22 protein-coding genes are annotated in these 26445 nt (G+C 66.9%); 10 read left to right on the top strand and 12 right to left on the bottom strand.

Features of this window, described 5'->3' with window-relative positions:
- The first annotated feature begins 112 nt into the window (after positions 1–112).
- The 3 genes from IB259_RS20850 (at position 113) to IB259_RS20840 (ending at position 3687) form a co-directional block, all read left to right on the top strand.
- Positions 113–1081 carry a tripartite tricarboxylate transporter substrate binding protein gene (locus IB259_RS20850; protein ID WP_054451020.1) on the top strand — a complete coding sequence of 323 codons (969 nt, stop codon included), beginning with the start codon at positions 113–115 and terminating at the stop codon, positions 1079–1081.
- A gap of 203 nt (positions 1082–1284) precedes the next feature.
- Entirely contained in the window at positions 1285–2295 is a 1011-nt protein-coding gene (locus tag IB259_RS20845) for an acyltransferase (RefSeq protein ID WP_192330036.1), read from the top strand.
- Between the two features lie 243 nt (positions 2296–2538).
- Positions 2539–3687, top strand: a complete 1149-nt coding sequence (locus IB259_RS20840) for an aromatic ring-hydroxylating dioxygenase subunit alpha (protein WP_054451018.1) — start codon at positions 2539–2541, stop codon at positions 3685–3687.
- A 75-nt stretch (positions 3688–3762) separates the two neighbouring features.
- Here the strand turns inward: IB259_RS20840 and IB259_RS20835 are convergent, their stop codons facing one another.
- The 5 genes from IB259_RS20835 to IB259_RS20815 all read right to left on the bottom strand — a co-directional run bounded on the left by IB259_RS20835 (position 3763) and on the right by IB259_RS20815 (position 9796).
- The gene (locus IB259_RS20835) at positions 3763–4893 is read right to left on the bottom strand and encodes a TIGR03364 family FAD-dependent oxidoreductase (RefSeq protein WP_175214010.1); all 1131 of its coding nucleotides are present in this window, start codon (positions 4891–4893) and stop codon (positions 3763–3765) included.
- A 94-nt stretch (positions 4894–4987) separates the two neighbouring features.
- Positions 4988–6010, bottom strand: coding sequence for a putative 2-aminoethylphosphonate ABC transporter substrate-binding protein (locus IB259_RS20830; RefSeq protein WP_192330034.1), 1023 nt, complete (start codon positions 6008–6010; stop codon positions 4988–4990).
- Positions 6011–6103: 93 nt separating this feature from the next.
- Complete coding sequence (gene phnX, locus IB259_RS20825) at positions 6104–6925, bottom strand: phosphonoacetaldehyde hydrolase (protein WP_054451015.1); 822 nt, start codon at positions 6923–6925, stop codon at positions 6104–6106.
- A gap of 23 nt (positions 6926–6948) precedes the next feature.
- Positions 6949–8715, bottom strand: coding sequence for a putative 2-aminoethylphosphonate ABC transporter permease subunit (locus tag IB259_RS20820; protein ID WP_192330032.1), 1767 nt, complete (start codon positions 8713–8715; stop codon positions 6949–6951).
- Between the two features lie 7 nt (positions 8716–8722).
- The gene (locus IB259_RS20815; RefSeq protein WP_175162474.1) at positions 8723–9796 is read right to left on the bottom strand and encodes a putative 2-aminoethylphosphonate ABC transporter ATP-binding protein; all 1074 of its coding nucleotides are present in this window, start codon (positions 9794–9796) and stop codon (positions 8723–8725) included.
- 147 nt (positions 9797–9943) lie between these two features.
- Here IB259_RS20815 and IB259_RS20810 point away from each other — a divergent pair, with 147 nt between their 5' ends.
- Together IB259_RS20810 and IB259_RS20805 are read left to right on the top strand one after the other, a co-directional pair.
- Positions 9944–10807, top strand: a complete 864-nt coding sequence (locus IB259_RS20810; RefSeq protein WP_054451329.1) for a LysR family transcriptional regulator — start codon at positions 9944–9946, stop codon at positions 10805–10807.
- Positions 10808–10845: 38 nt separating this feature from the next.
- Positions 10846–11415 carry a phosphonate degradation HD-domain oxygenase gene (locus tag IB259_RS20805; protein WP_054451012.1) on the top strand — a complete coding sequence of 190 codons (570 nt, stop codon included), beginning with the start codon at positions 10846–10848 and terminating at the stop codon, positions 11413–11415.
- On the opposite strand, the gene IB259_RS20800 is transcribed toward IB259_RS20805, so the two are convergent.
- The gene (locus IB259_RS20800; protein ID WP_370528707.1) at positions 11393–12625 is read right to left on the bottom strand and encodes an MFS transporter; all 1233 of its coding nucleotides are present in this window, start codon (positions 12623–12625) and stop codon (positions 11393–11395) included. The genes IB259_RS20805 and IB259_RS20800 overlap by 23 nt on opposite strands.
- A 115-nt stretch (positions 12626–12740) precedes the next feature.
- Here IB259_RS20800 and IB259_RS20795 point away from each other — a divergent pair, with 115 nt between their 5' ends.
- On the top strand, positions 12741–13673 hold the full coding sequence (locus IB259_RS20795) for a LysR family transcriptional regulator (RefSeq protein ID WP_054451011.1): 933 nt from the start codon (positions 12741–12743) through the stop codon (positions 13671–13673).
- Here the strand turns inward: IB259_RS20795 and IB259_RS20790 are convergent.
- Positions 13667–14521, bottom strand: a complete 855-nt coding sequence (locus IB259_RS20790; RefSeq protein WP_054451010.1) for a sulfurtransferase — start codon at positions 14519–14521, stop codon at positions 13667–13669. The genes IB259_RS20795 and IB259_RS20790 overlap by 7 nt on opposite strands.
- Positions 14522–14558: 37 nt before the next feature.
- Positions 14559–15413 carry a DMT family transporter gene (locus IB259_RS20785; protein ID WP_054451009.1) on the bottom strand — a complete coding sequence of 285 codons (855 nt, stop codon included), beginning with the start codon at positions 15411–15413 and terminating at the stop codon, positions 14559–14561.
- A 151-nt stretch (positions 15414–15564) separates the two neighbouring features.
- Between IB259_RS20785 and htpX the strand changes: the two genes are divergently transcribed.
- Both htpX and IB259_RS20775 read left to right on the top strand, forming a co-directional pair.
- Positions 15565–16446, top strand: a complete 882-nt coding sequence (gene htpX / locus IB259_RS20780; protein WP_013392481.1) for a protease HtpX — start codon at positions 15565–15567, stop codon at positions 16444–16446.
- A gap of 226 nt (positions 16447–16672) precedes the next feature.
- Positions 16673–17800, top strand: a complete 1128-nt coding sequence (locus tag IB259_RS20775) for a lactonase family protein (protein WP_192330030.1) — start codon at positions 16673–16675, stop codon at positions 17798–17800.
- Between the two features lie 39 nt (positions 17801–17839).
- Here IB259_RS20775 and IB259_RS20770 read toward each other — a convergent pair whose 3' ends face one another.
- Complete coding sequence (locus tag IB259_RS20770) at positions 17840–19231, bottom strand: L-serine ammonia-lyase (RefSeq protein WP_119450578.1); 1392 nt, start codon at positions 19229–19231, stop codon at positions 17840–17842.
- Positions 19232–19423: 192 nt separating this feature from the next.
- Here IB259_RS20770 and IB259_RS20765 point away from each other — a divergent pair, with 192 nt between their 5' ends.
- Complete coding sequence (locus IB259_RS20765) at positions 19424–21085, top strand: Na/Pi cotransporter family protein (protein WP_054451007.1); 1662 nt, start codon at positions 19424–19426, stop codon at positions 21083–21085.
- A gap of 75 nt (positions 21086–21160) precedes the next feature.
- On the opposite strand, the gene IB259_RS20760 is transcribed toward IB259_RS20765, so the two are convergent.
- From IB259_RS20760 to polA, 3 genes are all read right to left on the bottom strand, one after another.
- Complete coding sequence (locus IB259_RS20760; RefSeq protein WP_125470911.1) at positions 21161–21949, bottom strand: dienelactone hydrolase family protein; 789 nt, start codon at positions 21947–21949, stop codon at positions 21161–21163.
- A gap of 72 nt (positions 21950–22021) precedes the next feature.
- Positions 22022–22861 (bottom strand): ZIP family metal transporter, encoded by an 840-nt coding sequence (locus IB259_RS20755; protein ID WP_054451005.1) that lies wholly within the window; start codon positions 22859–22861, stop codon positions 22022–22024.
- 117 nt (positions 22862–22978) lie between these two features.
- Positions 22979–25696, bottom strand: coding sequence for a DNA polymerase I (polA, locus tag IB259_RS20750; RefSeq protein ID WP_054451004.1), 2718 nt, complete (start codon positions 25694–25696; stop codon positions 22979–22981).
- Between the two features lie 64 nt (positions 25697–25760).
- Here polA and IB259_RS20745 point away from each other — a divergent pair, with 64 nt between their 5' ends.
- The gene (locus IB259_RS20745) at positions 25761–26387 is read left to right on the top strand and encodes a TIGR00730 family Rossman fold protein (protein ID WP_042792592.1); all 627 of its coding nucleotides are present in this window, start codon (positions 25761–25763) and stop codon (positions 26385–26387) included.
- The last annotated feature ends 58 nt before the right edge of the window (positions 26388–26445 follow it).

The raw sequence follows: 26445 nt of genomic DNA, 5'->3' as shown, positions 1-26445 counted from the left end.
TTAAATTCCATTTTACGGAATTTAATGCACCCAAGGAGACTTGGCAAGCGCTACCCGCAGCGCCAAGCCAGGCCCGAACATCCACTCATGCACGCGATTTCAAGGGGAAAACATGATTCGCACTAGCTTCAAACTGCTGGCCACTCTGCTGCTCAGCGCCGCCGCGCTGGGCGCCCAGGCCGAAACCTATCCGGCCCGGCCGATCAAGGTGGTCTCGCCCTTCCCCGCCGGCGGCGCCACCGACGTGCTGACCCGCATCCTGGCCGAGCGCATGGCCAAGACGCTGGGCCAGCCCATGATCGTCGAGAACAAGGCAGGCGCCGGCACCTCGATCGGGGCGGCCTTTGTTTCGCGCGAAGCGCCGGACGGCTACACCATCCTGATGGCGACCAACTCCACGCTGGTCACCAACCGCTATCTATACAAGGAACTGCCCTACGATCCCGATGGCTTCGCGCGCATCGGCATGGTCGGCGTCGGGCCGCTGGTCCTGCTGTCCAGCCCCAAGCGGCCGTTCAACAGCACCCAGGACGTGGTGGCCTACGCCAAGCAGAATCCAGGTAAGCTGACCTTCGCCACCTTCGGCCCGGGCACGTCCTCGCACCTGGCGGGCGAACTCTTCAAGGAACGCGCGGGCATCGACATCCTGCACGTGCCCTTCAAGGGCGCGACCCAGGCCCTGCCCGCCCTGGTCAGCGGCGACGTGGACCTGTTCTTCGACATGGTGGCCACCGGCATGCCGCAGGCCGATGCCGGCAAGGTCAAGGTCTTCGCCATCACCAGCCCGGGCCGCCTGGCGACGCAGCCCAAGCTGGCGACGCTGGCCGAACAAGGCTATCCCGCGTTCGACATGACCGCCTGGTTCAGCTTCGTGGCGCCCAAGGGCACCCCCGCCCCCGTGATGGAAAAGCTGCAGCAGGCCCTGGCCGAGACCCTGCAGGACGAGACCATCAAGAAGCGCATGCTGGACATGGGCATCGACCCGCGCTCGGGCACGGCTGCCGAACTGGACAAGCAGATCAAGACCGAACAGCCGATCGTGGCGCAACTGATCAAGCAGGCCAATATCGTCCTGCAATGATGGCGCGGCTGGTTTCGTGACAAAACGTAGGCGGGCCCGCGCCCGCCCGTGAATGCGCCGCGCCGCGCGGCGTCCGCCGGCAGAGGGCTCCAGCGCCCCTGCCGGTTTTTCATGCGCGTCGATATGCCCTCTAACCCCTGGATACAGAACCAGGACGCTGCCCGCTGCTATGGTGAAAAAGTAGACACCGCCATGGGAGCCCGATGCCGTACGCCGAAGAGAAATATGCGCGCCTGGATGCCGCCCGCTGGTTGGCGGCGGTAGCCGTCGTGCTGCTGCACAGCGCCGCCATGGTGGTAAGCAACCCCGCGGTGTACGGCGGGGGAGCGTGGCTGGCGGCCAATCTGTACGACTCGGCGGCGCGCTGGTGCGTGCCCGTGTTCGTCATGGTCAGCGGCGCCCTGCTGCTGGATCCCGACAAGCCGCAGGACGCGCGCCAGTTCTACAGCCGGCGCATGGCGCGGATCTGCGCGCCGCTCTTGTTCTGGACGTTTTTCTATCTGGCCTGGCGCACGGCGCTGGATTGGTGGGACGACGGCCGCATCGATTTTTCGTTCTGGCCGCGCAAGCTGGTGCAGGGCGAGCCGTACTACCACCTGTGGTACCTGTACATGATCGTGGGCCTGTATCTGTTCGCGCCGCTGGTGCGCGTCCTGTATGCGCGCAGCACGCCGCGCGCCCGCGCCTTGTGGGTGGTCGGCATCCTGGGCGTGGCGATCCTGGACGCGCTGTACCGCCGCGCGCTGGGCGCGCCCGCGGGCTTCTTCCTGACCTGGTTCCTGCCCTATCTGGGCTACTTCGTGGCGGGCCGCCTGATCTTCGACGGCCAGATGCGCATCCCGCGTCCGGGCCTGATGCTGGCGGCCACCGTCGCCGCGACCGCGCTGGGCGTGTACACGATGTCGAGCAACCGCGCGCTGGATACCTACTTCTACGATTACTTCAGTCTCACGGTGCCGTTCATGTCGCTGGCCGCATTCCAGTGGATCGTTGGGTCGCCGCGCCTGCCGCGGCTGGCCTCGCTGGCGCCTTTGACCTTCGGCGTCTACCTGATCCATCCGCTGTTCCTGGACGTGGCGCATCGCGCCGGCGCCTTGACGGGCGCGCGCAACGAGGCCTGGACGCTGCCCATGCTGGCGGTGGCCGTGTTCATGTTGTCGGCGGCCAGCAGCTGGCTGATGAGACGCCATCCGGCCACCCGGCGCTTCGTCTGAAAGGCCTACATCTTCAAGGGGTTATGCCTCGCGCAGCGCGTGCACGACGGCTACGGCATAACTTCACGAAGCTTCGCAGATCTTCACGGGCGCGGGGTAAGGGCTTGGGGTACAATTCACGGCTTATTTGATCGGCCAGACACCGATTTTTCTTCGCGCCAGCACGGAACGCATCCTGCGGATTTCAAAGCCGCCAGGCAAAAGCCCCTCCGTCCTGGCTTTTTTATCCGAGCGGGGGGAATCATGACCGACATCGGTCGGATGGCACATGTAGTGCCAGCTCGCACCCAGCTACCCGTCAGCGCGTATTTTGACGAAGCCCTCTTTGCCCGCGAGCAAGAACTCATTTTCAAGCAATCCTCACAATACGTCGGCCACCAGAAAGTGGTGCCCGAAATCGGGGATTGGCGTACGTTGGTCCAGGAAGACGGAGGACGCGTGCTGGTTCGCAACCAGCAAGGCGTCGAACTCATCTCAAATGTCTGCCGCCACCGCCAGGCGCTGATGCTTGGCGGCGAAACCGGCAATGTGGCCGGCAACTGCAATACGCATGGCAATCTGAAGGCAACCGGCGGCAATATCGTCTGCCCCTTGCATCGTTGGACGTACAACAACCAGGGCGAGTTGTTGGGCGCGCCCCAGTTCGCCACCACGCCCTGCATGAACCTGCAGAAGTTCCGCCTGCGCGACTGCCATGGCCTGCTGTTCGAAGGCCCGCGCGATCCGGCCGCCGACATGGCGCCGCTGTTCTCGCGCCCGGAATTCGACTTCGGCGACTACGTGCTGGACCACGTCGAAGTGCACCAGTGCAACTACAACTGGAAGACCTTCATCGAGGTCTATCTCGAGGACTACCACGTCGGTCCGTTCCATCCGGGCCTGGGCCGCTTCGTCACCTGCGACGACCTGAGCTGGGAGTTCAACGACTGGTACAGCCTGCAGAAGGTCGGCGTGCACAACGCCCTGGCGCAGCCGGGGTCCGACGTGTACAAGCAATGGCACGACCGCCTGCTGGCGTTCCGCGAAGGCGATGCGCCTGATTTCGGCGCGGTCTGGGTCACGTACTTCCCGACCCACATGATCGAGCTGTATCCGCATGTGCTGGTGCTCTCCACGCTGTACCCGAAGGGCCCGCAGGAAACTGTGAACGTGGTCGAGTTCTACTACCCCGAGGAAATCGCCGCCTTCGAACGCGAGTTCGTCGAGGCGCAGCGCGCCGCCTACATGGAAACGGCGATCGAGGACGACGAGATCGCCGAGCGCATGGACGCGGGCCGCAAGGCGCTGATGCTGCGCGGCGTGAACGAAACCGGTCCCTACCAGTCGCCCATGGAAGACGGCATGCAGCACTTCCATGAATGGTATCGCCGCATCATGCAGGAGCGGGTCTGAAGCCTGGCTCCGGCGCCTGTCCCATGCAAAAAGGCCTCGCACATGCGAGGCCTTTCTTCTTTCCGGCTGCCGCGATCAGCGGCCCAGCACACCCGCCACCGTGCGCTCGCCGATGGCCAGTCCCACCGTCATGCCCACGCCCGAGTGCATCACCGCAACCGTCGTGGCCGGGTCCACCGGCATGACCGAGAACGGCGCGGGGCCATGCGCGCCATAGACGCCCTGCCAGCGCTCCAGCACGCGCAGGCGCGCGCCCAGCGCCTGGGTCGCCAGGTCCAGCATGGCATTGTCGACCGCCTCGTCGTTGAACGGCGGCGCGTCCTGGCCGTAGCGGTGCGAATCGCCGATGATCAGTTCGCCATAAGGCGTGGGGCTGATCAGCAGGTGGATGCCGTTCTCCAGCAGCATGGGCGTGCGCGCCTGGATCACGTCGCGCAACGCCAGCGCCGACGGCAGGTCCGAGAATGCGCCGTAATGCACGCAGGACAGGCCGGTCAGCAAGGGGCGGTCCAGCGCGATGGGATTAGTCTCGAACGCGGCGCGCAACATCTGCAGGCGCGTGACCTCCAGGTTCATCGGCGCAAAGCGCTCGGGCAGCAGGGTCAGGTAGTCATGCCCGGGGCAGACGAACACGTGCCCGCCCTTGAATTCGCCAGCCGAGGTACACACCAGCCCGCCCTCGACCGCGCGCGCCAGCGTGCCGGTGATGAACTGCACACCCAGCGATTCCGCAAGGTAGCGCGTGATGGCCGGCAGCGCCTCGCGCGAATAGATCTGCAGATCGTCATGACCTTGCAGGCCCGCGCAGTGGTGCGCGAGCTGGCCGCCGTACAACCGGGCCACCTCGCGGGCCGACAGCAGGTCGGCGCGATAGCCTTCCTGGCGCATGCGCGTGTCGGCGAATTCCTGCAGCACGTCCGCCTCTTCGGCATTGCGCGCCAGCACCAGGGCGCCGTTGGCGCGCACATGGAAACCCGCGCGGTCCGCCAGTTCCAGCCACAGTTCGCGCGCCTGCTGGGCGTGCGACAGCATCATGCCGGGGGCCTGGCCCGTCACGATGACCTGGCCGAAATTGCGGATGGTGGCGCCATGCGCCTGGCGGCTGCGCTCGATCACGGCCACCGACAGGCCGCGCTTGGCGGCGGCCCAGGCGTGGGCGATGCCCAGCATGCCGGCGCCCACCACGACTACGTCGAAATTTTTCATCTGTGGAACATTGCAAAGGGAAATGCGGCGGGAGCCGCCCTGGCGGGCGCCCCCGGGGCGCGGCGGCGTCCGGCGCCGCCGCGGTCAAACGGACTTACTTCTTCTTCGGCTCGGACTTGCCGTCGTAGCGCTTGGTCCACTCGGCGATGATGCGGTCGCGGTTGGTGGCGGCCCAGGTGAAGTCGTTCTTGATCATGCGTTGCATCAGGTCGGCCGGCAGGTTCGGATTGGACGTAGCGATCGACGGGATGGCCAGCACGGCGAAGTTGGCCTTGTACAGTTCGTTGGCTTCGCGGCTGGCGGAGAAATCGGCCAGCTTGCGGGCGGCTTCCAGGTTCTTGGTGCCCTTCATGATGGCGGTGGCTTCCACTTCCCAGCCCAGGCCTTCCGAGGGGAACACGGCTTCGACGGGCGCGCCGTCGGCCTTCAGCTTGGCGGCGCGGTAGTCGAACGACACGCCGATCGGGAATTCGCCGGCGGCAGCCATGTTGCAGGGCTTGGAGCCCGAGTGCGTGTACGAACCGATGTTCTTGTGCAGGGCGTCCATGTAGGCCCAGCCCTTCTCTTCACCGAAGATCTGCAGCCAGGCGCTGACGTCCAGGAAGCCGGTGCCCGACGAAGCCGGGTTCGGCATCACGATCTTGCCGGCGTACACCGGCTTGGTCAGGTCCTGCCACGAAGTGGGCTTGGGCAGCTTCTGCTTTTCGGCTTCGATGGTGTTGAAGCAGATGGCGGCGGCGAAGCCGTCCATGCCGACCCAGCTGGGCTCGGCCTTGGCGTCGCGCATGTTGGCGGCGATCTGGTCCAGGCCCTTGGGGGCGTAGGGCTGCAGCATGCCTTCCTTGTCCATCAGGCCCAGCGAGGTGCCGGCCAGGCCCCAGATGGCGTCGGCCTTGGGGTTGCTCTTTTCGGCCAGCAGCTTGGCGGTGATGATGCCGGTGGAGTCGCGCACCCACTGGATCTTGATGTCGGGATTGGCCTTCTCGAACGCGGCCTGGTAGGCCTTGATCTGGTCGGCTTCGAGCGCGGTGTAGACCGTCAGCGTGGTCTCGGCGGAGGCGGCGCCCATCACGCCCGTCAGGGCGGCGGCCAGTGCAAGCAGCTTGTAGCGATTCATGAAGTACTCCGTGGGTAGGCGGAAAAAGGCTGAGGGAGGCCCCCGGGGCTGGCGCGAACCGGCCCCGGCAAGCGGTGCAGACAGGTGAGAGGGTTAGGGGCGCTGGCCTGCGGACAAGCGGGCTTCGATATCGGAGATCACGCCAGGCAGGTCGGCGACGGTATCGATCAGGTAGTGCGGCGCGGCGGGCGACAGCTCCAGGCTGGCGGCGGTGCGCGCTTTCTGGCGGCCTGCGTCGTCCAGGCTCAGGTATTCCTCCAGCGTCAGGCCGGCGGCGTTGCCCGACAGCAGCAGGCCCACGGTCCACATGCCGGCGCGGCGTCCTTCTTCGATGCCGGGCGCGGTGTCGTCGACCTTGACGCAGGCGGCCACGTCGGACAGGCCGAGTTCGACCACATTCTTCAGCGCCATCGCGGGCGCCGGGCGCGCGCGCGGCACGTCGTCGCTGGCGACGATGCAATCGGGCTCCAGGCCTTCGGTGGCGGCGCGCTCGACCACGCGGCGCATGACGCTGGCGGGGTAGCCCGAGCACGAGCCGATCTTCAGGCCGTGCTGGCGCAGAGCGCGCAGCAGTTCTGCCGCGCCGGGGATCGCCGCCGAATACTGGGCAACCTTGTCCAGCTGCATCGGCAGGAAGCGCTCGTAGATGGCGGTCACGTCGTCATCGGTGGGCAGGCGGCCGAACTGGGCCTGGTACTGGCTGGCGATGACCGGCTCATTGCAGAGCGTGCGGATGTGGTCCCACTTGCCCATGCCCATCGGGCCGCGGGCCTGCGCCAGCGACATTTCCACGCCGAACTGCGAGAACGCGTCCACGAACACCTTGGTGGGCGCGAAGGAACCGAAGTCGACCAGCGTGCCGGCCCAGTCGAAGATCACCGCCTCCAGGCGGACGGGCAAAGGCGAAACAGTCATGAGGGTCATCCTTGAAAAATCGTTCAATGGGCCGCGGGGCGGCGCCAGGCCTGGCTGCGCGCCACCAGCGCGCGGCTGGCCAGGTGCAGGACCAGGGCAGCGACGGCCGAACTGGCCATGATCACGGTGCACATGGCGGCGGCGGGACCGATGAAGCCGGCGTCGTCCATGTTCAGCACCGCGACCGCGGCCAGCACCGTCGACGGGCTGTACAGAAACACGACCGCGGACACCGTGGTCATGGCGGAAACAAACAGATAGCGGGCCACGTCCAGCGCGGCCGGCAGGCACATCGGCAGCGTCACGCGCAGGAAGGTCGTCAGGCGCGGCACCTTGAGCGACGCGGAGGCCGCTTCGAATTCGGGGTCCAGCGCATTGAGCGCGGTGGCAGCCGTGAGGTGCGCGCTGGTGTAGAAGTGGACGATGGTGCACAGGACCAGCAGCGGCATGGTGCCGTACAGCACGTTCAGCGGGTTCGACAGGCTGTTGAAGAAGAAGATGTAGCCCAGGCCCAGCACCAGGCCCGGCACCGCCATGGGCATCAGCGCCAGCATGCCGACCATGCCGCGCAGGCCGCGCGCGAGCTGGCCGCGGGCGGGCACCTTCTCCATCATCCATGCGCCGGTGAAGACCACGGCCGTGCCGGCCAGGGCGGTGCAGAACGCCAACTGCAGGCTGTTGCGCCAGGCGAGCCAGCCGCCGCCGTCCATATTGTCGAAGTCGTACGAACGCAGCGACATCGACAGGTTGTAGGGCCACATCTTCACGAAGGACGCCCACACCGCCACGCCGATGATCAGCAGCAGGAACGCCGCCAGCACGCCGGCCAGCGCCAGGAACGCGGCATCGCGGCGGCGGTTGACGCCCGCGGCATAGGGCTGGGCCCGGCCGCTCAGCTGAGCGCCTTGTCGGGCGCGCAGCCGCCGGTCCAGGGCGAAGGTCAGGATCGCGGGAAGCAGCAGCAGGATGCCGATGGCCGCGCCCTTGGGAAAGTTCTGCTGGCCGACCACGGCCTTGTAGGCTTCCATCGCCAGCACGTTGTAATCGCCGCCCACGACCTTGGGCACGCCGAAGTCGGTCACCGTCAACGTGAACACCACGCAGCAGGCCGAAAACACGGCGTAGCGGGTGCCCGGCAGGGTCACGGTCAGGAAGGTGCGCCAGGGGCCGGCGCCCATGGCGCGCGCGGCGTCATAAAGACGGCCGTCGGCCAGGGCCAGGCCGGTCAGCAGAATCATCAGCGCGTGCGGGAAGGTATAGAAAGCCTCGCCCACGACGATGCCCCAGAAACCGTAGATGGTCGCGCCGCCCGTCAGGCTCTTGAGCAGACCCTGGTTGCCTAGCAGGTACACCAGCGCGATCCCCGGCAGCAGCGACGGCGCCAGCAGCGGCAGCAAGGCGACGGTGCGCAGCAGGCCCTTGCCCGGCAGGCGCGTGCGGGTCAGGCCATAGGCGAATCCATAGGCGCAGGGCACGACCAGCAAGGTCGTCACCACGCCCACCGCGAGGCTGCGCGCGACCATGGCCATGAAGCCGTCGCCGCCGATGATGTCCGCAAGCACCGACAACCCGGCCCAGGCGCCATCGCTGTCGGTCACCGACTTGAGCAGGATGGCGGCCAGCGGCAGCGCCAGGAACAGCAACAGGCCCAGCGCCAGGGCGCCCTGCCCGGTGGCCAGGCCGAAGGCGCCAACCCAGGCCGGCAGCGGGCGGCGGCCCAGCGCCGGGGCCGGCGTGGGCGCTGCGATATTTCCAGCAGCCGGCGCGGCGGCGTTGGAGGAACGATTCATGGCCGGATCAAGCGTAGGCGCGTATCGCATGGCGCGGCAGCTCCACCCAGCAGCGGCTGGCGGCGTGAGGGCCCAGCAGGGCGTCTCCGATTTCGGGGGACACGATGGAATGCACCGTGCTGCCGGGCACGCCCTCAAGGCGCAAGGCCAGGCGATAGCCGCGGCCAAGGAACACGCCGTCCAGCACATCGGCCAACATGGCGTTGGGCTGATCCGGGCGCGCGGTGCTGACGCGCACCGCTTCCGGGCGCACGAACAGCTTGCCGCTGGCGGCGTCCAGCGCCTCGTCCACGGCCAGCTCCTGGCGTCCGACGCGGGCGCGGTGCGCGTCCATGCGTTCGAACGGCAGCCAGTTCGCCTCGCCCACGAAATCGGCGATGAAGGCCGAGCCGGGCTGGCGGTAGAGTTCCCGCGGCGTGCCGTACTGCTCGATGATGCCGCCATTCATTACGGCGATGCGGTCGGCCATCACCATGGCCTCTTCCTGGTCGTGCGTGACCATCAGCGTGGTGATGGACAGGCGCTTCTGCAGGGCCCGCAGTTCGATGCGCAGATGCTCGCGCACACGGGCGTCCAGCGCCGACATGGGCTCGTCCAGCAGCAGCAGGGACGGCGATGGCGCCAGCGCGCGCGCCAGGGCCACGCGCTGCTGCTGTCCGCCGGAAATCTGTCCCGGATATTTATCCGCCGCGCCCGCCAGGCCGACCAGCGTCAGCATTTCCTCGACGCGGTTGGCGACGTGGTTGCGGTGGGCGCGCTTGCCGCTCAGGCCGTAGGCCACGTTCTGGGCCACCGTCAGGTTGGGAAACAGCGCGTACGACTGGAACAGGATGCCGTAGTCGCGCGCCTGCGGTTCGGCGTGCGAGATGTCGCGCCCGGACAGCACGATGGTGCCGCTGTCCTGGCGCTCGAGGCCGGCGATGGCGCGCAGCAAGGTGGTCTTGCCGCAGCCCGAGGGGCCCAGCAGGCACACCAACTCCCCGGCGCGGATGTCGAGCGAGACGTCCGACAGCGCGGTGTGGCTGCCAAAGCGCTTCACCAGATGCCTGACAGAGAGAAATGCGGTATCGCGTTCGGCCATGGGGCCTCCGGTTTGGGAACGAAGGCAGTATGGAAGACGCGTATTGAGTGTTTATGACACTTCGCGCAAATGCAGTAATAAAAACATCAAATTATTTTGGTGTACTGGCGGTCTTGCGCATTGCGCCCCTATTCCGCCCCCTGCACCGTGCTTGTCGCCGAACTCAAATCCTTCTACGCCGTGGCCCGCTGCGGCACCGTCACCAAGGCCGCCGCCCAGTTGGGCGTCAGCCAGCCCACGGTGACGGGGCAATTGCGCCAGCTGGAGTCGCGTTACGGCGTCGAACTGTTCCACCGCCAGGGGCGCGGCATGCGCCTGTCGGACGCCGGCCACAGCCTGATGCCCATGGTGGAAAAGCTGGTCCAGCAGGAAACCGAGATCGACTTCCGGCTGCGCGACGCCAGCGACCTGCGCGAAGGCAATCTGCGCATCGGCGCCACCGGCCCCTACTACATCATGGACACGGTGCGCGCCTATAACCAGCGTTATCCGGGCATAGACCTGACGCTGGCTATCGGCAATTCGCAAAGCATGCTGCAGGCGCTGCATGACTATCGCATCGAGATTGCCACGTCGTCGTTTCTGATGGATGACAAGCACCTGTACCGCCGCATGATCGCGGCCGACCCCATCCGGGTGGTGGCGCATCGCGACCATCCCTTGGCGCGCCACGGCCACGTCCGCCTGGCCGACCTGGCCGAACACGCGCTGCTGCTGCGCGAACCCGGCTCCATGACGCGGCAGCTGACGGAGGACGCCTTGCAGGCGGCCGGCGTCACGGTAAGCCGCACGCTGGAAATCGGCAGCCGCGAGTCCATCCGCCAGGCCATCCTGTGCGGCCTGGGGATCAGCCTGATCCCATCGCGCGAAATCCCGTCCCATCCCGATCTGGCGGCCCTGGATATCGAGGGCGCCGACATCGTGATGCACGAATACCTGTACTGCCTGCGCGAGCGCCAACCGGTGCAGCTGATCGCGCGCTTTCTGGAGATGGCGCCAGCCGCCGGCTGAGCGCCGCCCTCCCCTATGCGGCCACCCAGGAGACAACCATGGCCTTGACCTTGCAAGATATCGAGCAGATTTTCCTGGAGCGCGGGCACCGCTCCTATGACGGCGAATCCGTCAGCCACCTGCGGCATGCGCTGCAGACCGCGGCGCTGGCCGAGCGCAACGGCGCCGGCGCCCACCTGATCACCGCCAGCCTGCTGCACGACCTGGGCCATCTCATCGCCGACCGGCCTGGCACGCCGACGCTGCGCGGCATCGACGACAAGCACCAGTACTTCGTCCTGCCCTTCCTGCGCGGCCTGTTCAGCTCGGCGGTGCTGGACCCGATCCGGCTGCACGTGGAAGCCAAGCGCTACCTCTGCTATGTGGAACCGCAATATGAAGCGTCGCTCTCGGAGGATTCGAAACGCAGCCTGGCGCTGCAGGGGGGCAGTTTCGATGCGAGCCAGGCGGTGGAATTCGCGAGCATGCCGGGCGCGCCGGATGCGATCCGCCTGAGACGCTGGGACGACATGGCCAAGGTTCCGGGGCTGGCAACGCCGCCCCTGGACCACTTCCTGGAAATCGCCGAGAGCATCTCGGGCCGGGTCAAGCTGGCTGCCATCTGGTAGGGCTGGCCGGAAAGCCGTGCGTCCTGGCGGCCCAGACCACCGCCAGCGTCGCCGCCAACAGCGCCAGCAGCACCGGTACGAACGCGGCCACGCCCAGGCGTTCGAGCAACGCGCCGCCGACGATCCCGCCTGCGGCAATCGCCGTGTTCCACGCGGTCACCAGCATGGACTGCGCCACGTCCGCGGCATCGCCCGACGTCTTGGCCAGCGCAGTCTGGAACAGCGTCGGCGAGCCGCCGAACGCCACGCCCCAAGCCCCCACCGACAGATAAAGCATGGCCGGCATGCCGCCCGCGATACCCAGCGCCAGCGCGGCCAGGCCGAACAGGGCGATGCAGGCCAAAGTCAGCGCCCGCAGATGACGGTCGATCAACGTCCCGATCAGCCAGATGCCGGCCAGGGAGCTGAGTCCGAACACCAGCAGCACCAGCTCGGTGTTTGCAGCCATGCCCAGCGATGCCAGGAACGGCGCGATATAGATGTAGAGAATGTTGTGCGCCAGGACGAACGCCAGCACCGCGAACAGCACCGGGCGCACGCCGGGCAGCAGGAATACGCGCCGCAGCGGCAGTTGCCGGCCCCGGGCCTGTCCCGCAAAGTCCGGCACACGCAAACGCACCCAGACCATCAGGACCAAGGCCAGCCCGCTCATGATGCCAAAGCCTGCGCGCCAGCCCCACAGCGCGCCCAGGAACGTGCCGGCCGGAACGCCCAGCGACAGCGCCAGCGGCGCACCCAGCATCGCCACCGCGATCGCGCGCCCTTGCTGATGTGCGGGCACCATGCGCGCGGCGTAACCGGCCAGCAGCGCCCACAACAGTCCCGCCGACACGCCGGCCAGGAAGCGCGCGGCCAGGGTCAGCACATAGCCGGATGACAGCGCGGTCACCGTGTTGGCCAGCACGAACCCGGCGATCGCCGCCAGCAGCAGCGGACGCCGCCGCACGCCCTGGGTCGCGGCGACCAGCGGGATCGCCGCCACCAACGACCCGACCGCGTAGATGGTGACGGTCTGGCCGATGCTGGCCTGGGACACGGCCAGGCCCTGCGCCATCTGCGGCAGCAGCCCGGCCGGCAGCGCCTCGGTCAGGATGGTGATGAAGCCGGCCATCGCCAGCGCCAACAAGGCGCCCAGCGGCAGGCGGTCGCGACCGGCGGGGGGATGCGTGGGCGCAGTACGCGGACGCGGGGAATTCGTGGCTTTTTTCATCTCAGGCACCTTGGTTGAAGCTTGGTGCCGAGACGATAGAGCCCCCCGGATTAAAGAAAAAGTAGGCTACATTTCCTTCTTATGCGGAACTATATGTCCGCAATCGAGGAAACAGATGGATAGCCTCAATGGCTTTGTCGTGTTCGTGCAGGTCGCCGAAACGCGCAGCTTCGTCGCCGCCGGCCGGCTGCTGGGCGTGTCGGCATCCGCCATCGGCAAAAGCGTGGCGCGGCTGGAAGAAAAACTGGGCGTGCGCCTGTTCCACCGCAGCACGCGCAGCGTCACCTTGACGGCCGAGGGGGCGCTGTTCCTGGAACGCAGCCGCCGCATCCTGGCCGAGATAGAAGCGGCCGAACTGGAGCTGTCGCAGGCCGCCGCCGCGCCGCGCGGACGCCTGCGCGTCAGCCTGCCGCTGGTCAGCGGGCTGGTGCTGCCGGTGCTGGGCGAGTTCATGCGCGAGTATCCCGAGATCGAACTCGACCTGGATTTCACCGACCGGATGGTGGACGTGATCGAAGAAGGCTTCGATGCCGTGGTGCGCACGGGCGAGCCGGCCGACTCACGCCTGTCGGCGCGCCGCCTGGGCGCCTTCCAGATCCTGCTGGTCGCCTCCCCCGCCTACCTGGCCAGCCGCGGCACGCCCAAAACGCCGGCCGACCTGCTGCGCCACAGCTGCCTGCACTACCGCTTTCCCAGCAGCGGCAAGCTGGAGACCTGGGCCCTGCGGCAAGCCGACGACGAGCCTGAACTGCAGTTGCCCGTCTCGATGATCTGCAACAACATCGAGACGCGCGCCTGCTTCGCGCTGCAAGGATTGGGGATTGCCTACCTGCCGGACTTCGCCATCCGCGAACCCCTGGCGGACGGCCGCCTGGTGCAGGTACTGAAAGGAAAATCGGAGCGGACCAACGTCTTCCACATCCTGTGGCCCGCCAGCAAGCACCCGTCGCCGAAGGTCCGGGCGCTAGTGGACTTTCTGGGTTCCCGGGTCTTTGCCGACGCCCGGGCGTCCAGGCCCGGGCGTCAGGCCCAGGCCTCGGGTCACTGAGCGCCCGTAGCCACCGGGCGGGACGGATCGCTGCACCACTCGCTCCAGGAGCCCGGGTACAGGCGCGAACCGGACAGGCCCGCGATCTCCATGGACAGCAGGTTGTGGCAAGCCGTGATGCCCGAGCCGCACTGGTGCACGATGGCAGCCGGATCGCGGCCGTCCAGCAGCGTGGCGAATTCCTCGCGCAACTGCGCGGCCGGCTTGAAACGGCCGTCGGCCTGGAGGTTCTCGCCGTTGGGGCGGTTCAGCGCGCCCGGAATGTGGCCGGCGACCGGGTCCATGGGCTCGACCTCGCCGCGGTAGCGGTTGGCCGCGCGCGCGTCGATCACGGTGAAGGCCTGGCGGGGAATGTTGTCCAGCACCGCCTGCGCATCCACCGAACCCGCCAGCGAGGCGCCCGGCTCGACGGGCTGGCCCGCGCGCACGGCGGCGCCCGCTTCGGTCGTGGTCGGCAAACCGGCCGCCGTCCAGGCCTGCCAGCCGCCGTCCAGCACTGCCACCTGGTCATGCCCCAGCCAGCGCAGCATCCACCACAGGTGCGCAGCGTACATGCCGCCGCTGGCGTCATAGGCCACCACCAGGGTCTTGGGCGTCACGCCGTGGGCGGCCATGAGCGCGCCGAACGCGGCGCGCGACGGCAGCGGATGACGGCCGTTCTTGCCGGTGCGGGCCGCGGCCAGTTCGGTTTCGTGGTCCAGGTAGCGCGCGCCGGGGATGTGGCCCGCGTCATAGGCCTGACGGCCCGCCGCATGGTTGGTCAGGTCGTGGCGCACGTCGAACACGCGCACGTCCGGCGCATCCAGGCGCGCGGCCAGGTCGGCGGCGGAAATCAGGGTCATCGTCATTCGGTGTGCTCCTGTAAGGGTGTTGGGCGACCGCGGCTCAGGCCGGCTTGGGATCGCGCATGGTGCGCCAGATCGACAACAGGCCCGCGAAAATGATCAAGCCCATGCCGGCCCAGGCCAGAGCGTCCAGCTGTTCGCCCCAGAAACCCATGCCAAGCAGGGCCGCGAAGATGATGGTGCTGTACTGCAGCGCCGCCGTCAGCAGCGCCGACCCCAGGCCGAAGGCGCGGGTCATGGCCAACTGGCCGAACAGGCCCGTCACGCCCACGCCCAGCAGCGACAGGTAGCCGGTCCAGTCGGCGTGGCCCCAGCCCTCGAACAACAGTCCGGCCAGGCTGGACACGCAAACGGCCACGGAGAAGAACAGCACCGTGCGCCATTCGGGTTCGCCGACCCGGCCCAACTGGCGGATCTGCATCATGGCGATGGCCGACATGGCGCCGGCGGTCATCCCCAGCAGGGCAGCCAGCCACTGGTCCTCGTTGATGCTGGGCCGCAGCACCGCGATCACGCCCAGGAACCCCAGCGCCACCGCCACGATGCGCACGGGGTCGCGCTGCGCGCCGCCCCAGCCCAGCATCCAGCAGGCGATGAACAGCGGCGCGGTGTAGTTCAGGCTGGTGGCGGTGGCCAGGGGCAGATGGGCGATGGCGAAAAAGCCCAGCCACATCGAGGTGACGCCGGACAGGTTGCGCCACAGGTGGAGTTTCCAGCTGACGGGGATGATGGACTGGCGGCCGGCGCGGGCCCAGATCAGCAGCAGGATGACCGACGGCAATCCGCGAAATAGAACGACTTGCGGCAGCGAGGCGCCGTGTTCGGTGCCGAGCTTCACGAACGAACCCATGATGGCGAACATGGCGGACGCCAGCAACATCCAGAGTGCCTGCATGGGGGTCTACGCTAAGGGAAAAGTGAGGAGGAATAAGGGAAAGCGATACTATACTCTCCGTCACCGGAAGCGGCGCCGCGAGTCGGGGAACTGGCGGCCCGCAGCAGTGTCGAATCCCGGCATATCCTGCTCGCAGAGGAACACAAAAAACATGAAACGCATTGTCCTGTTCGTCCTGACCAACCTGGCTGTCATGCTGGTGCTGTCGGCCACGCTGCGCATCCTGGGCGTGGACCGCTACATCACCGCCAACGGCCTGAACCTGAACGCCCTGCTGATTTTCTCGGTGGTGGTCGGTTTCACCGGCGCGATCATCTCGCTCCTGATCAGCAAGCCCATGGCCAAGTGGAGCACCGGCGCCCAGGTGCTCGACCCGAATTCGCCCCGCAACCAGCGCGAAGCCTGGCTGGTCGACACCGTGCACCAGCTGGCCGACCGCGCCGGCATCGGCCGCCCGGAAGTCGCCATCTATGAAGGCGCCCCCAACGCCTTCGCCACCGGCGCCTTCAAGAATGACTCGCTGGTCGCGGTGTCCACCGGTCTCCTGGAAAGCATGAGCGAGGAAGAAGTCGCCGCCGTGCTGGCGCACGAAGTCGCGCACATCGCCAACGGCGACATGGTCACGCTGACGCTGATCCAGGGCGTGGTGAACACCTTCGTCGTGTTCCTGGCCCGCGTGGTCGGCTACTTCATCGACCGCGTGGTGTTCAAGAACGAACGCGGCATCGGCCCGGGCTACTACATCACCGTGCTGGTCTGTGAAATCATCTTCGGCGTGCTGGCCTCGATCATCGTGGCCTGGTTCTCGCGCCAGCGCGAGTACCGCGCCGACGCCGGCTCGGCCCACCTGATGGGCGCCCGCGAACCCATGATCCGCGCCCTGGCCCGCCTGGGCGGCCTGGAACCGGGCGAGCTGCCCAAGTCCTTCGAGGCCTCGGGCATCACCGGCAAGGGCGGCCTGGCCGCGATGTTCGCCTCGCACCCGCCGATTCCGGCCCGCATCGCCGCGCTGCAGAATGCGCGCGTGATCTAAGCCTTTCGCTCAGACGGGCCTCGCGCCCTGCAGCCCTGACTCGATGGCCCGCTTGCGCGGGCCATCGTCTTTTCCGGCTCCGGCCAAAAAAGGCCCCCAGGATGCGAGGCAGACCCCGAAGACGACCAACGATCAGACATTCCTGCTTCAATGGGGTGGGCGCATAATTTCAGGGGCCTGGCGCCGGTCCTGGCCGTATGGATAGACGTGATGTCGAGGGCAGACCGTGGCTGAATCGAGTACGCACTCCCCGGCCCGCGGAACGGGCAGCTGGCTGGTTGCCGTGGGCACGTATACGCGGCCGATGCCGCATGTGCACGGCATAGGGCGCGGCATCCACTTGCTGAGGTTCGACGCCGCGACGGCCACGCTGCGTGAATTGCAGGTGGACAGCCATGGCGTCAATCCCTCTTACCTGTGCCATTCCGCGTCCCTCGGCCTGCTGTACGGCGTGAGCGAGCAGGAAGTAGGCGCCAGCATCGACGTCTACGCGGTCGACGGCGCGGCCACGCTGCGGCATTTGCTCAATGTGCCTACGCCTGGCGCCAGCCCTTGCCACATCAGCCTGACGCCTGCGGCGGACCGCCTCTTCGTATCCAACTATGGCAGCGGCGAACTCCTGAGCTACCGGCTCGACGGGCAGGGTTTGCCCAGCGCCCCGCCCGACATCATCGTGCGCCATGGCAGCGGTCCGCGCAGCGAACGCCAGGCGAGCCCCCATGTGCATTGCGCCCAGCCGACCCCGTCCGGCGATGCGGTCTACCTGTGTGACTTGGGTACCGACAGCGTCGCCCGCCATGCCTTGCGGGGCGCCGCGCTGGATCTGCTCCCGGACCTGCAGGTGCAGATAGGACCAGGTTCCGGGCCGCGCCACCTGCGGCTGAATCCGGCCGGTACCCACGCCTTCGTGCTCAACGAACTGTCCAATAGCGTGAGCGTCGTTCAACTGCCCACGGCACGCGATCCCCATGCACACGCGCTCGCCCGAATCGGCACGCTGCCGGCAGATTGGCAAAACGCCAACTCCGCGTCCGCGCTTTGCCTGCATCCGAGCGGACACTGGCTCTACGCGACCAACCGCGGCCACGACAGCATCGCAGGATTTCGGCTATTGGAATCCGCCCCTTGGCTTGAGCCGATAGGCTTGTGGCCCGCCGGCGGGCGCACCCCGCGGGACGCCGCCATCACCCCGGACGGCGGCTTCCTGCTGGTCGCCAGCCAGGACGAGCACCGCATTTCCTGCCTGCGCATCGACCCGGACAGCGGCCAGCTGCAGCCTGCAGGCGTGCCGTTTGCCATTTCCTCCCCGGCCTGCGTTCTTCCCTTGCTTCGGAAAGAAACCCCGAGGCCATGACAGCCGCTCGCCCTCCCGCATCGTCGTCACCCCGTGCCCTCAGCACTCGACGATGTTCACCGCCAGCCCGCCGCGCGCGGTTTCCTTGTACTTGGTCTTCATGTCGGCGCCGGTTTCGCGCATGGTCTTGATGACGGAGTCCAGCGACACGTAGTGCTGGCCGTCGCCGCGCAGCGCCATGCGGGCAGCGTTCACGGCCTTGATGGAGGCCATGGCGTTGCGCTCGATACAGGGGATCTGCACCAGGCCGCCCACGGGGTCGCAGGTCAGGCCCAGGTTGTGCTCCATGCCGATCTCCGCCGCGTTCTCGACCTGTTCGACCGTGCCGCCCAGGGCCGCGGCCAGGCCGCCCGCCGCCATCGAGCAGGCCACGCCGACCTCGCCCTGGCAGCCGACTTCGGCGCCCGACAGCGAGGCGTTGTACTTGTACAGCAGGCCCACCGCCGCCGCGGTCAGCAGGAAGTCGCGCACGCCCTCGCGGTTGGAACCAGGCACGAAGCGGTCGTAGTAATGCAGCACTGCCGGGATGATGCCGGCCGCGCCATTGGTCGGCGCCGTCACGACGCGCCCGCCCGCGGCGTTCTCTTCGTTGACCGCCATGGCGTACAGATTGACCCAGTCCATCACGGACAGGGGATCGGACAGGGTGCGCTCGGCGCGCTGGGTCAGGTTGCGGTAAAGCTCGGGCGCGCGGCGGCGCACGCGCAAGGGGCCGGGCAGTTCACCGTCCGCTTCCGGATAGTTGATGCCGCAGCCGCGCGACACGCAGTCCTGCATGACCTGCCAGATGCGGTCCAGCCCGGCGTGCACCTCGGCCTCGTCGCGCCAGGTCAGCTCGTTCTTCATCATCAGCTGCGCCACCGACAGGCCGCTCTCGCTGCACATGCCCATCAGTTCGCGACCCATGCGGAACGGGTACGGCAACTGGTCGTGCGCGGCGATGACCTGGCTGTTGGACGCGCCGGCCGTCACCACGAAACCGCCCCCCACCGACAGGTAGCGGGCCTCGCGCAGGGATTCGCCATTGGCGTCAAAGGCGTGAAACTTCATGCCGTTAGGATGTTCCGCCATGGCTTCGCGGCGGTAGAACATCATGTGTTCCTTTTCGACGAAAGGAACCGGATAGCGTCCCAGCAGCGGCAATTGGCGGCTGGCCCGCACCGACGCGATCATGCCGGCGATGGCGGCGGGGTCGACGGTGTCGGGGGCTTCGCCCATCAGGCCCAGCAGCACGCCCTTGTCGGTGCCGTGGCCCTTGCCCGTGGCGCCCAGCGAGCCGTAAAGCTCGGCGCGCACCGTGGCCACATTGGGCATCAGGCCGTCGCGCTCCAGGCCTTGCGCGAACAACAGGGCGGCCCGCATGGGGCCCACCGTATGGGAGCTAGACGGGCCTATGCCTATCTTGAACAGGTCGAATACGGAAACAGCCACGCAAAACTCCATTGCATCTGCGATTGATGAGGCAATGATACGCGTAGGCCAGCCCACGCGCAGCTAGCGTCCTGCCCCGCAGATGCGCCCGCAGGCGTATGCTGTATTGCGGGGACAGGTTCCCCCGGCAGCGCCGCGCATGCGATCATTACAGAATTATTACTTGTCATAAAAGAATGGAAATACGCCAGGATGTCCGGACTCATTACCCTGCTTGACTTCGCCGGCTACGTCGCCCTGCTCCTCTGGGGCGTGCATATGGTCCAAACAGGCGTGCAGCGCGCCTTCGGGGCCGCCCTGGGCGCGGCGTTGGGCAAGGCCTTGGGAACCCGGCTGCGGGCATTCGCCGCCGGACTGGGCATTACCGCCGCGTTGCAGAGCAGCACCGCCACGGGCCTGATGATCACCGGCTTCGCGGCCGGCGGCGTCGTCGGCCTGGCGCCGGCCCTGGCCGCCATGCTGGGCGCCAACGTCGGCACCACGCTCATCGTCCAGCTGCTGTCCTTCGACCTGACCTCGCTCGCCCCCATCCTGATCCTCGCGGGCGTATGGATGTTCCGCCGCTACCCGCCGGGCCGCACGCGCGACCTGGGACGCGTCTTCATCGGCCTGGGCCTGCTGTTGCTGTCGCTGCACCAACTGGTCGAACTGTTCCAGCCCTTCCAGACCGCGCCCATGCTGGGCATGATCCTGGACGCGCTGGCGACCCAGCCCGTGGCCACGGTACTGCTGGCGGCCGCCTTCACCTGGGCGGCGCATTCCAGCGTGGCCGTGGTGGTGCTGGTCATGTCGCTGGCCAGCCACCACATGGTGGCCCCGCACGTAGCCTTCGCGCTGGTGCTGGGCGCCAACCTGGGCACTGCCATCAACCCCATGATCGAAGGCGTGACCGGAGACGACCCCGCCGCGCGCCGCCTGCCCCTGGGCAACCTGCTGACCCGGGTGCTGGGCGTGCTGATCGGGCTGATACTGCTGCCCTACCTGCAGCCGATGATGAGCGATCTGGCCTCCGACCCAGCCCGCGCCGTGGCCAACTTCCACACCCTGTTCAACGCCGTCATCGCCCTGGTGTTCCTGCCGCTGTTGACGCCCTACGCCGCCCTGCTGACGCGCTGGCTGCCCAAGCGCGCGGATCCGAACGACCCGTCGCGCCCGCAGTACCTGGATGAATGGGCTCATGACGTGCCCGCCGTAGCCTTGGGCAACGCCGCGCGCGAGGCCCTGCGCATGGCCGACATGCTGCAGACGCTGCTGCTCTACGCCCGCGCCGGCTTCAAGCGCGACAACCGCCACCGCATGGTGCAGGCGCGCCAGCTGGACGCCGCGCTGGACAAGCTGGAAAACGCCATCACCACCTACCTGGCCACCCTGGACCAGGAGAACATGACGCGCGAGGACATCCAGCGCCTGGACGACATCCTGGCCTTCACCAGCAATATCGGCCATGCCGGCGACATCGCCCACCACGGCCTGCTCAGCCACGTCGCCAAGCTGCGCAAGCAGGGCTGGATCTTTTCGCCCGAACAGCGCGCCAGCCTGGACGACACGCTGGGCCAGCTCATCGCCAACCAGCGCACCGCCGCCGCCCTGTTCGTCAACGACGACCTGCGCCAGGCTCGTGCGCTGGCGGGTGAAAAGGCGCGCTTCCGCTCGATCGAAACCCATGCCGCGGACACGCACCTGCAGAAAATCAAGGGCGGCGAGGTCGACGCCGCCGAGGTGGGCGCGCTCTACCTGGACATCCTGCGCGACATGAAGGGCATCAATTCCCATCTGGTCGGCGCGGCGGCCTATCCGCTGCTGGCGCGGCACGGCGAACTGCTGCCCAGCCGCTTGCGCGAGGCTGGGAACTGAGCAGAACGAAAAAGCCGACCTTATGTGGTCGGCTTTTTTCACCGCGTTCTTGGGCAGCTTTCGCTGCCCCGCATCCTACAAATAGCGCTTGAACCACTCCAGCATGCGCTTCCAGCCATCCTGCGCGGCCTCGGCCTTGTAGCTGGCGCGGTAGTCCGCCAGGAAGGCGTGGTCGGCCTCGGGATACACCACGAATTCCGAGCGCCGGGCGTTGTCGTTGCCGGCGGCCAGCTTGGATTTCATGGTTTCGACGTCGGCCAGCGGAATGCTGGCGTCCTTGCCGCCATACAGGCCCAGCACCGGGGCGTGCAGTTCGTTGACCACGTCGAAGGCAACGCGCTTGATCAGCGGGCCATGGCCCACGCTGAGCTTGCCGTACCAGGCCACGCCCGCCTTCACGTCGGGATTGTGCGCGGCGTACATCCAGGTCAGGCGACCGCCCCAGCAAAAGCCCGTCACCGCCACGCGCTTGGGATCGCCGCCGTGCGCGGCCGCCCAGGCCACGCTGGCGTCCAGGTCGGCGAACACCTGTTCGTCCGGCACCTTGCTGACCAGCTCGGCAATGAGTTTCGGGATGTCGGTGTAGACCGAGGCATCGCCCTGGCGTTCGTACAGATTGGCAGCGACGGCAAGGTAGCCGGCCTTGGCGACCCGGCGGCACAGGTCCTTGATGTGCTCGTGCACGCCGAAGATCTCCTGCACAACCAGCACGATGGGCAGGTCGCGCTTGCCTTCGGGCGCGGCGTAATAGGCGGCGATCGTGCCGTCGGCCACGGGCAGTTTGAAATCCCCGTGGACCAGGCCCTGGGTGTCCGTGTGGATCACGGTGGGCGCGACGTTGCCGGCTGCGGCGGAAAAACTCATGAAGAACTCCTGTGTAGGGATGATCAACCAAGCCGGATATCCCGTCAGCGCCTGCACGGCCCCGCGCCTGTCCTAGTGCCGGTGGCCATGCTCCACTTGCGGCGCGGCCTGGCCGGCTTCGGCCTCGTGGTCGTGCCCATGGTGCATCACCGTGGTGACGCTGTAGATCAGCACCACGCCCACGCCGACCAGCAGCAATTGCGGGACGGCATCGGCCAGGGATACCCGTTCGTGCATCTGCGGCATCAGGTCGGCCACCGAAATGTAGAGGAAGCTGCTGGCTGCAACCACCAGGACATACGGCACCCATTGCTGCGCCTGCTGCAGCACGAAGTACCCTATTATGCCGCCCACGGCTGAACACAAGCTGGTGAACAGGATCAGGGAGAACGCGCGGCGGCGCGCCAGGCCCGCGTTGAGCAACACCACGAAGTCACCCAGCTTGTGCGGCACCTCATGGATGATGATGGACGCCGCGGTCAGCACGCCCAGCAGCGGATCGGTCAGGAAAGCCGCCGCCACCAGCACCCCGTCGCACAGGTTGTGCAGCGAGCTGCCGATCAGGATCAGCACGCCGCCGCGGCCCGCCTCGTGGCGGTCATGCCCCTTGTGGTGGTGATGGCCGTCGCCCTCGTGGTGATGGCTGTGGCGCAGCAGCGCAATCTTCTCCAGCACGAAAAAGCCGATCAGCGATGCCAGCATCAGGCCGAACAGCACGTGGGCATCGCCCACCCCCGTCTCGAAGGCCTCGGGCAGCAGGTGCAGCAGCGCCACCGACAGCAGCACCCCCACCGACAGGCTGACCATGTGGTGCAGGTATTGCGCGAAAACCTTGTAGGCCAGCCAGCTGGCGACAAGGACGGCGATAAGCCCGCCGGTGACGGTGGCGAGCAAAATCCAGAGCAGCAACATTTTTGGGGGGACGCTTTAAGGCGGAGGGAAGCGAAACATTATATTGTTTCAATACCAAAAACGGAAATGGGCCGCCCGCAGGCGGCCCATGTGTCCTGGGACCGGGTGCTTCCGGCTCTAGTGGGCCTGCTCCCAGTTCTTGCCCATGCCGACTTCCGCCACCAGCGGCACGCGCAGTTCCGCCACGTTGCACATGAGGCGCGGCAGCGCTTCCTTGACCAGTTCCAGCTCGGCGTCGGGCGCTTCCAGCACCAGTTCGTCGTGCACCTGCATGATCATGCGCGTCTGCAGCTTTTCGGCTTCCAGCCAGTCCTGCACCGCCACCATGGCCATCTTGATCAGGTCGGCCGCCGTGCCCTGCATGGGCGCGTTGATGGCCGCGCGTTCGGCCGCCTGGCGGCGCGGACCCGAGGCGCCGCGGATTTCCGGCAGCTGCAGGCGGCGTCCGAAGACGGTTTCCACGTAGCCCTGCTCGCGCGCGCGGCGGCGGGTGTCGTCCATGTACATGGCCACGCCGGGATAGCGGGCGAAATAGCGGTCGATGTAGGCCTGCGCGGCATCGCGCGTGATACCCAGGTTGGACGCCAGGCCGAACACCCCCATGCCGTAGATCAGGCCGAAGTTGATGGCCTTGGCGGCGCGGCGCTGGTCGGTGGAGACGTCGGCCAGCGACACGCCGAACACTTCCGAAGCGGTGGCGCGGTGGATGTCCTCGCCCGCTGCGAAGGCGCGCTGCAGGTTGGCGTCGTCCGACACGTGCGCCATGATGCGCAGCTCGATCTGGGAATAGTCCGCCGACAGCAGCATGCCCTGCTCGGCGATGAACGCCTCGCGCACGCGCCGGCCGGCCTCGGTGCGCACGGGGATGTTCTGCAGATTGGGATCGGACGAAGCCAGGCGGCCGGTAATCACCGCGGCCTGCGAATAATGCGTGTGCACCCGCCCGGTATCCGGGTTGATCATGCGCGGCAGCTTGTCCGTATAGGTGGACTTCAGCTTGGACAGGCCGCGGTACTCCAGCAGCACCTGCGGCAGCGGATAGTCCTGGGCCAGCTTGCTCAGCACCTCTTCGTCGGTGGACGGCGCGCCGCTGGCGGTCTTGCGCACCACCGGCAGCTGCATACGGCCGAACAGGATCTCGCCCAGCTGCTTGGGGGAATTCAGGTTGAAGGGCTGGCCGGCCAGTTCATAGGCCTTCTGTTCCAGCTGCAGCATCTCCTGGCCCAGCTTGTGGCTCTGGCGGCCAAGCTCCGCGGCGTCTACCTTGACGCCGTTGCGCTCGACCGTGGTCAGCACCGAGGACACCTGCATTTCCAGCAGGTAGATACGGTTCAGTCCCGCATCGGCCGCCACCATGGGGCGCAGCACCTGGTGCAGCTGCAAGGTGAAGTCCGAGTCTTCGGCCGCGTAATGGCCGGCCTTGTCCACCGCCACTTCGTCAAAGCCGATCTGCTTGGCGCCCTTGCCGCAGAGGTCCTCGTAGGACACGCCGCTGCGGCCCAGATAGCGCTGGGCCAGGTCGTTCAGGCCCACGCCGCGGTGCGATTCCAGCACATAGGCCTGCAGCATCGTGTCTTCGGCGATGCCGGCCAGCTTGATGCCTTCGTTGGCGAACACGTGCGCGTCGTACTTGGCGTGATGCAGCAGCTTGGCGCGGGACGCGTCTTCCAGCCAGGGCTTCAGGCGCGCCAGCACCTCGGCCTTGGGCAGCTGCGGCGCATTGTCCGGACCGCGATGCGCGACCGGGATGTAGCACGCCACGCCCGGCGCCACCGCCAGCGACATGCCCACCATCCTGGCCTGCATTTCGTCCAGCGACGTGGTCTCGGTGTCCACCGCGACCAGGGGCGCGTCCTTCAGCTTTTCCATCCAGGCGTCGAACGCGGCCCAATCGGAAATGATCTGATAATCCAGCTCCACGGGCGCGGCGGGCGCCTCGTGCGCAACGCGGGCGTCGCCCGCGGGCACGCGTTCGGCGTCGCCGGTCAGGTCGCGCAGCCAGGTGCGGAAACCGTAGCGTTCATAGAGTTCGGTCAGCGTCGCATCGTCGCGCGGACGCGGCGTCAGGTCATCCACGTTGTCCACGTGGCCGGCCAGGTCGCAGTCGTACTTCACGGTGAGCAATTGGCGCGTCAGCGGGAAGTTGGGAATGGCCTCGCGCAGGTTGCTGCCCGCCACGCCCTTGACGCCTTCCGCGCCTTCAATCAGCTTGTCTATCGAGCCGAATTCCGTAAGCCATTTGACCGCCGTCTTCGGGCCCACCTTGGTGACGCCGGGGACGTTGTCCACGGCGTCCCCCACCAGCATCAGGTAATCCACGATGCGGTCGGGCGGCACGCCGAACTTGTTGACCACGCCGGCCTCGTCCAGCACTTCGCCCGTCATGGTGTTGACCAGGGTGACGTGGCTGTTGACCAACTGCGCCAGATCCTTGTCGCCGGTGGACACGATGGTGTGCACGTCATGCTCGGCGGCGCGCTTGGCCAGGGTGCCGATCACATCGTCGGCCTCGACGCCCTCGATGGCCAGCACCGGCCAGCCCAGCGCGCGCACGGCGCGGTGGATGGGCTCGATCTGCGCGGCCAGGTCTTCCGGCATGGGCGGGCGATGCGACTTGTATTCCGGATAGATATCGTCACGGAAGGTCTTGCCGCGGGCATCGAAAATACATGCGGCATACTCTGCCTTATGATCAGAGACAAGTTTGCGCAGCATATTCACCACGCCGTAGAGCGCCCCCGTGGGTTCGCCTTGCGCGTTGCGCAAATCAGGCATAGCGTGGAAAGCGCGGTACAAGTAACTTGAACCGTCGACCAGTAATAAGGTTTTTTTCATGGTTACAAAGGCAGATATGGCAATAGCTGCGGAAACACCCGCCAACAAACAAATTCCGCTGATTATGTCAGAGATACGGACGGCGGCAGACAAGCTCGCGAACATCGGGCCTGCTGTCAGCGTCTTCGGCAGTGCGCGAGTCAGCCGTAATTCCCCCCACTATGAAACCACCGTCGCAATTTCCGCCGCCCTGGCGGATGCGGGTTTCGCGGTGATCGCCGGCGGCGGTCCCGGCATCATGGAGGCAGCCAACAAGGGCGCGTTCGAAGCAGGCGGCACCAGCATCGGTCTGAACATCAGCCTGCCCCACGAAGCGCACAACAACGAATACCAAACCATCAGCCTGTCATTCGAGTATTTTTTCTCGCGCAAGGCAACCTTCTTCATGCACAGCTTCGCCTATGTGGCGATGCCTGGCGGTTTCGGCACCCTGGATGAACTCTTCGAAGCGCTGACGCTCATCCAGACGGGCAAGGTCCCGCCCGCTCCCATCGTGCTGGTGGGCAGCGAGTACTGGTCCGGACTGGTCGAATGGCTGGGCGGCCAGGTGCTGGCCAACGGCATGATAGGCGCGCATGACCTGGATCTCTTCATCATCGAAGACGATCCCGTCAAGGTGGTGCGCAAGGTGGTGGAATTCCACGCCAAGGTCAATTCGGACGCGCAATACGCGCCGTCCCTGCCGGCCTGAAATCGCATGTAGCTCAAGGCCCGCTTGCCGCCCCCTCGGAGGGGCAGCAAGCGCGCGA

The organism is Achromobacter sp. ACM04 (genome assembly GCF_014851465.1).
In the GTDB taxonomy this organism is placed as follows: Bacteria; Pseudomonadota; Gammaproteobacteria; order Burkholderiales; family Burkholderiaceae_B; genus Achromobacter; species Achromobacter aegrifaciens.
Note: the sequence above shows the minus strand (reverse complement) of the source record. Positions and strands in the feature narration are given on the sequence as shown.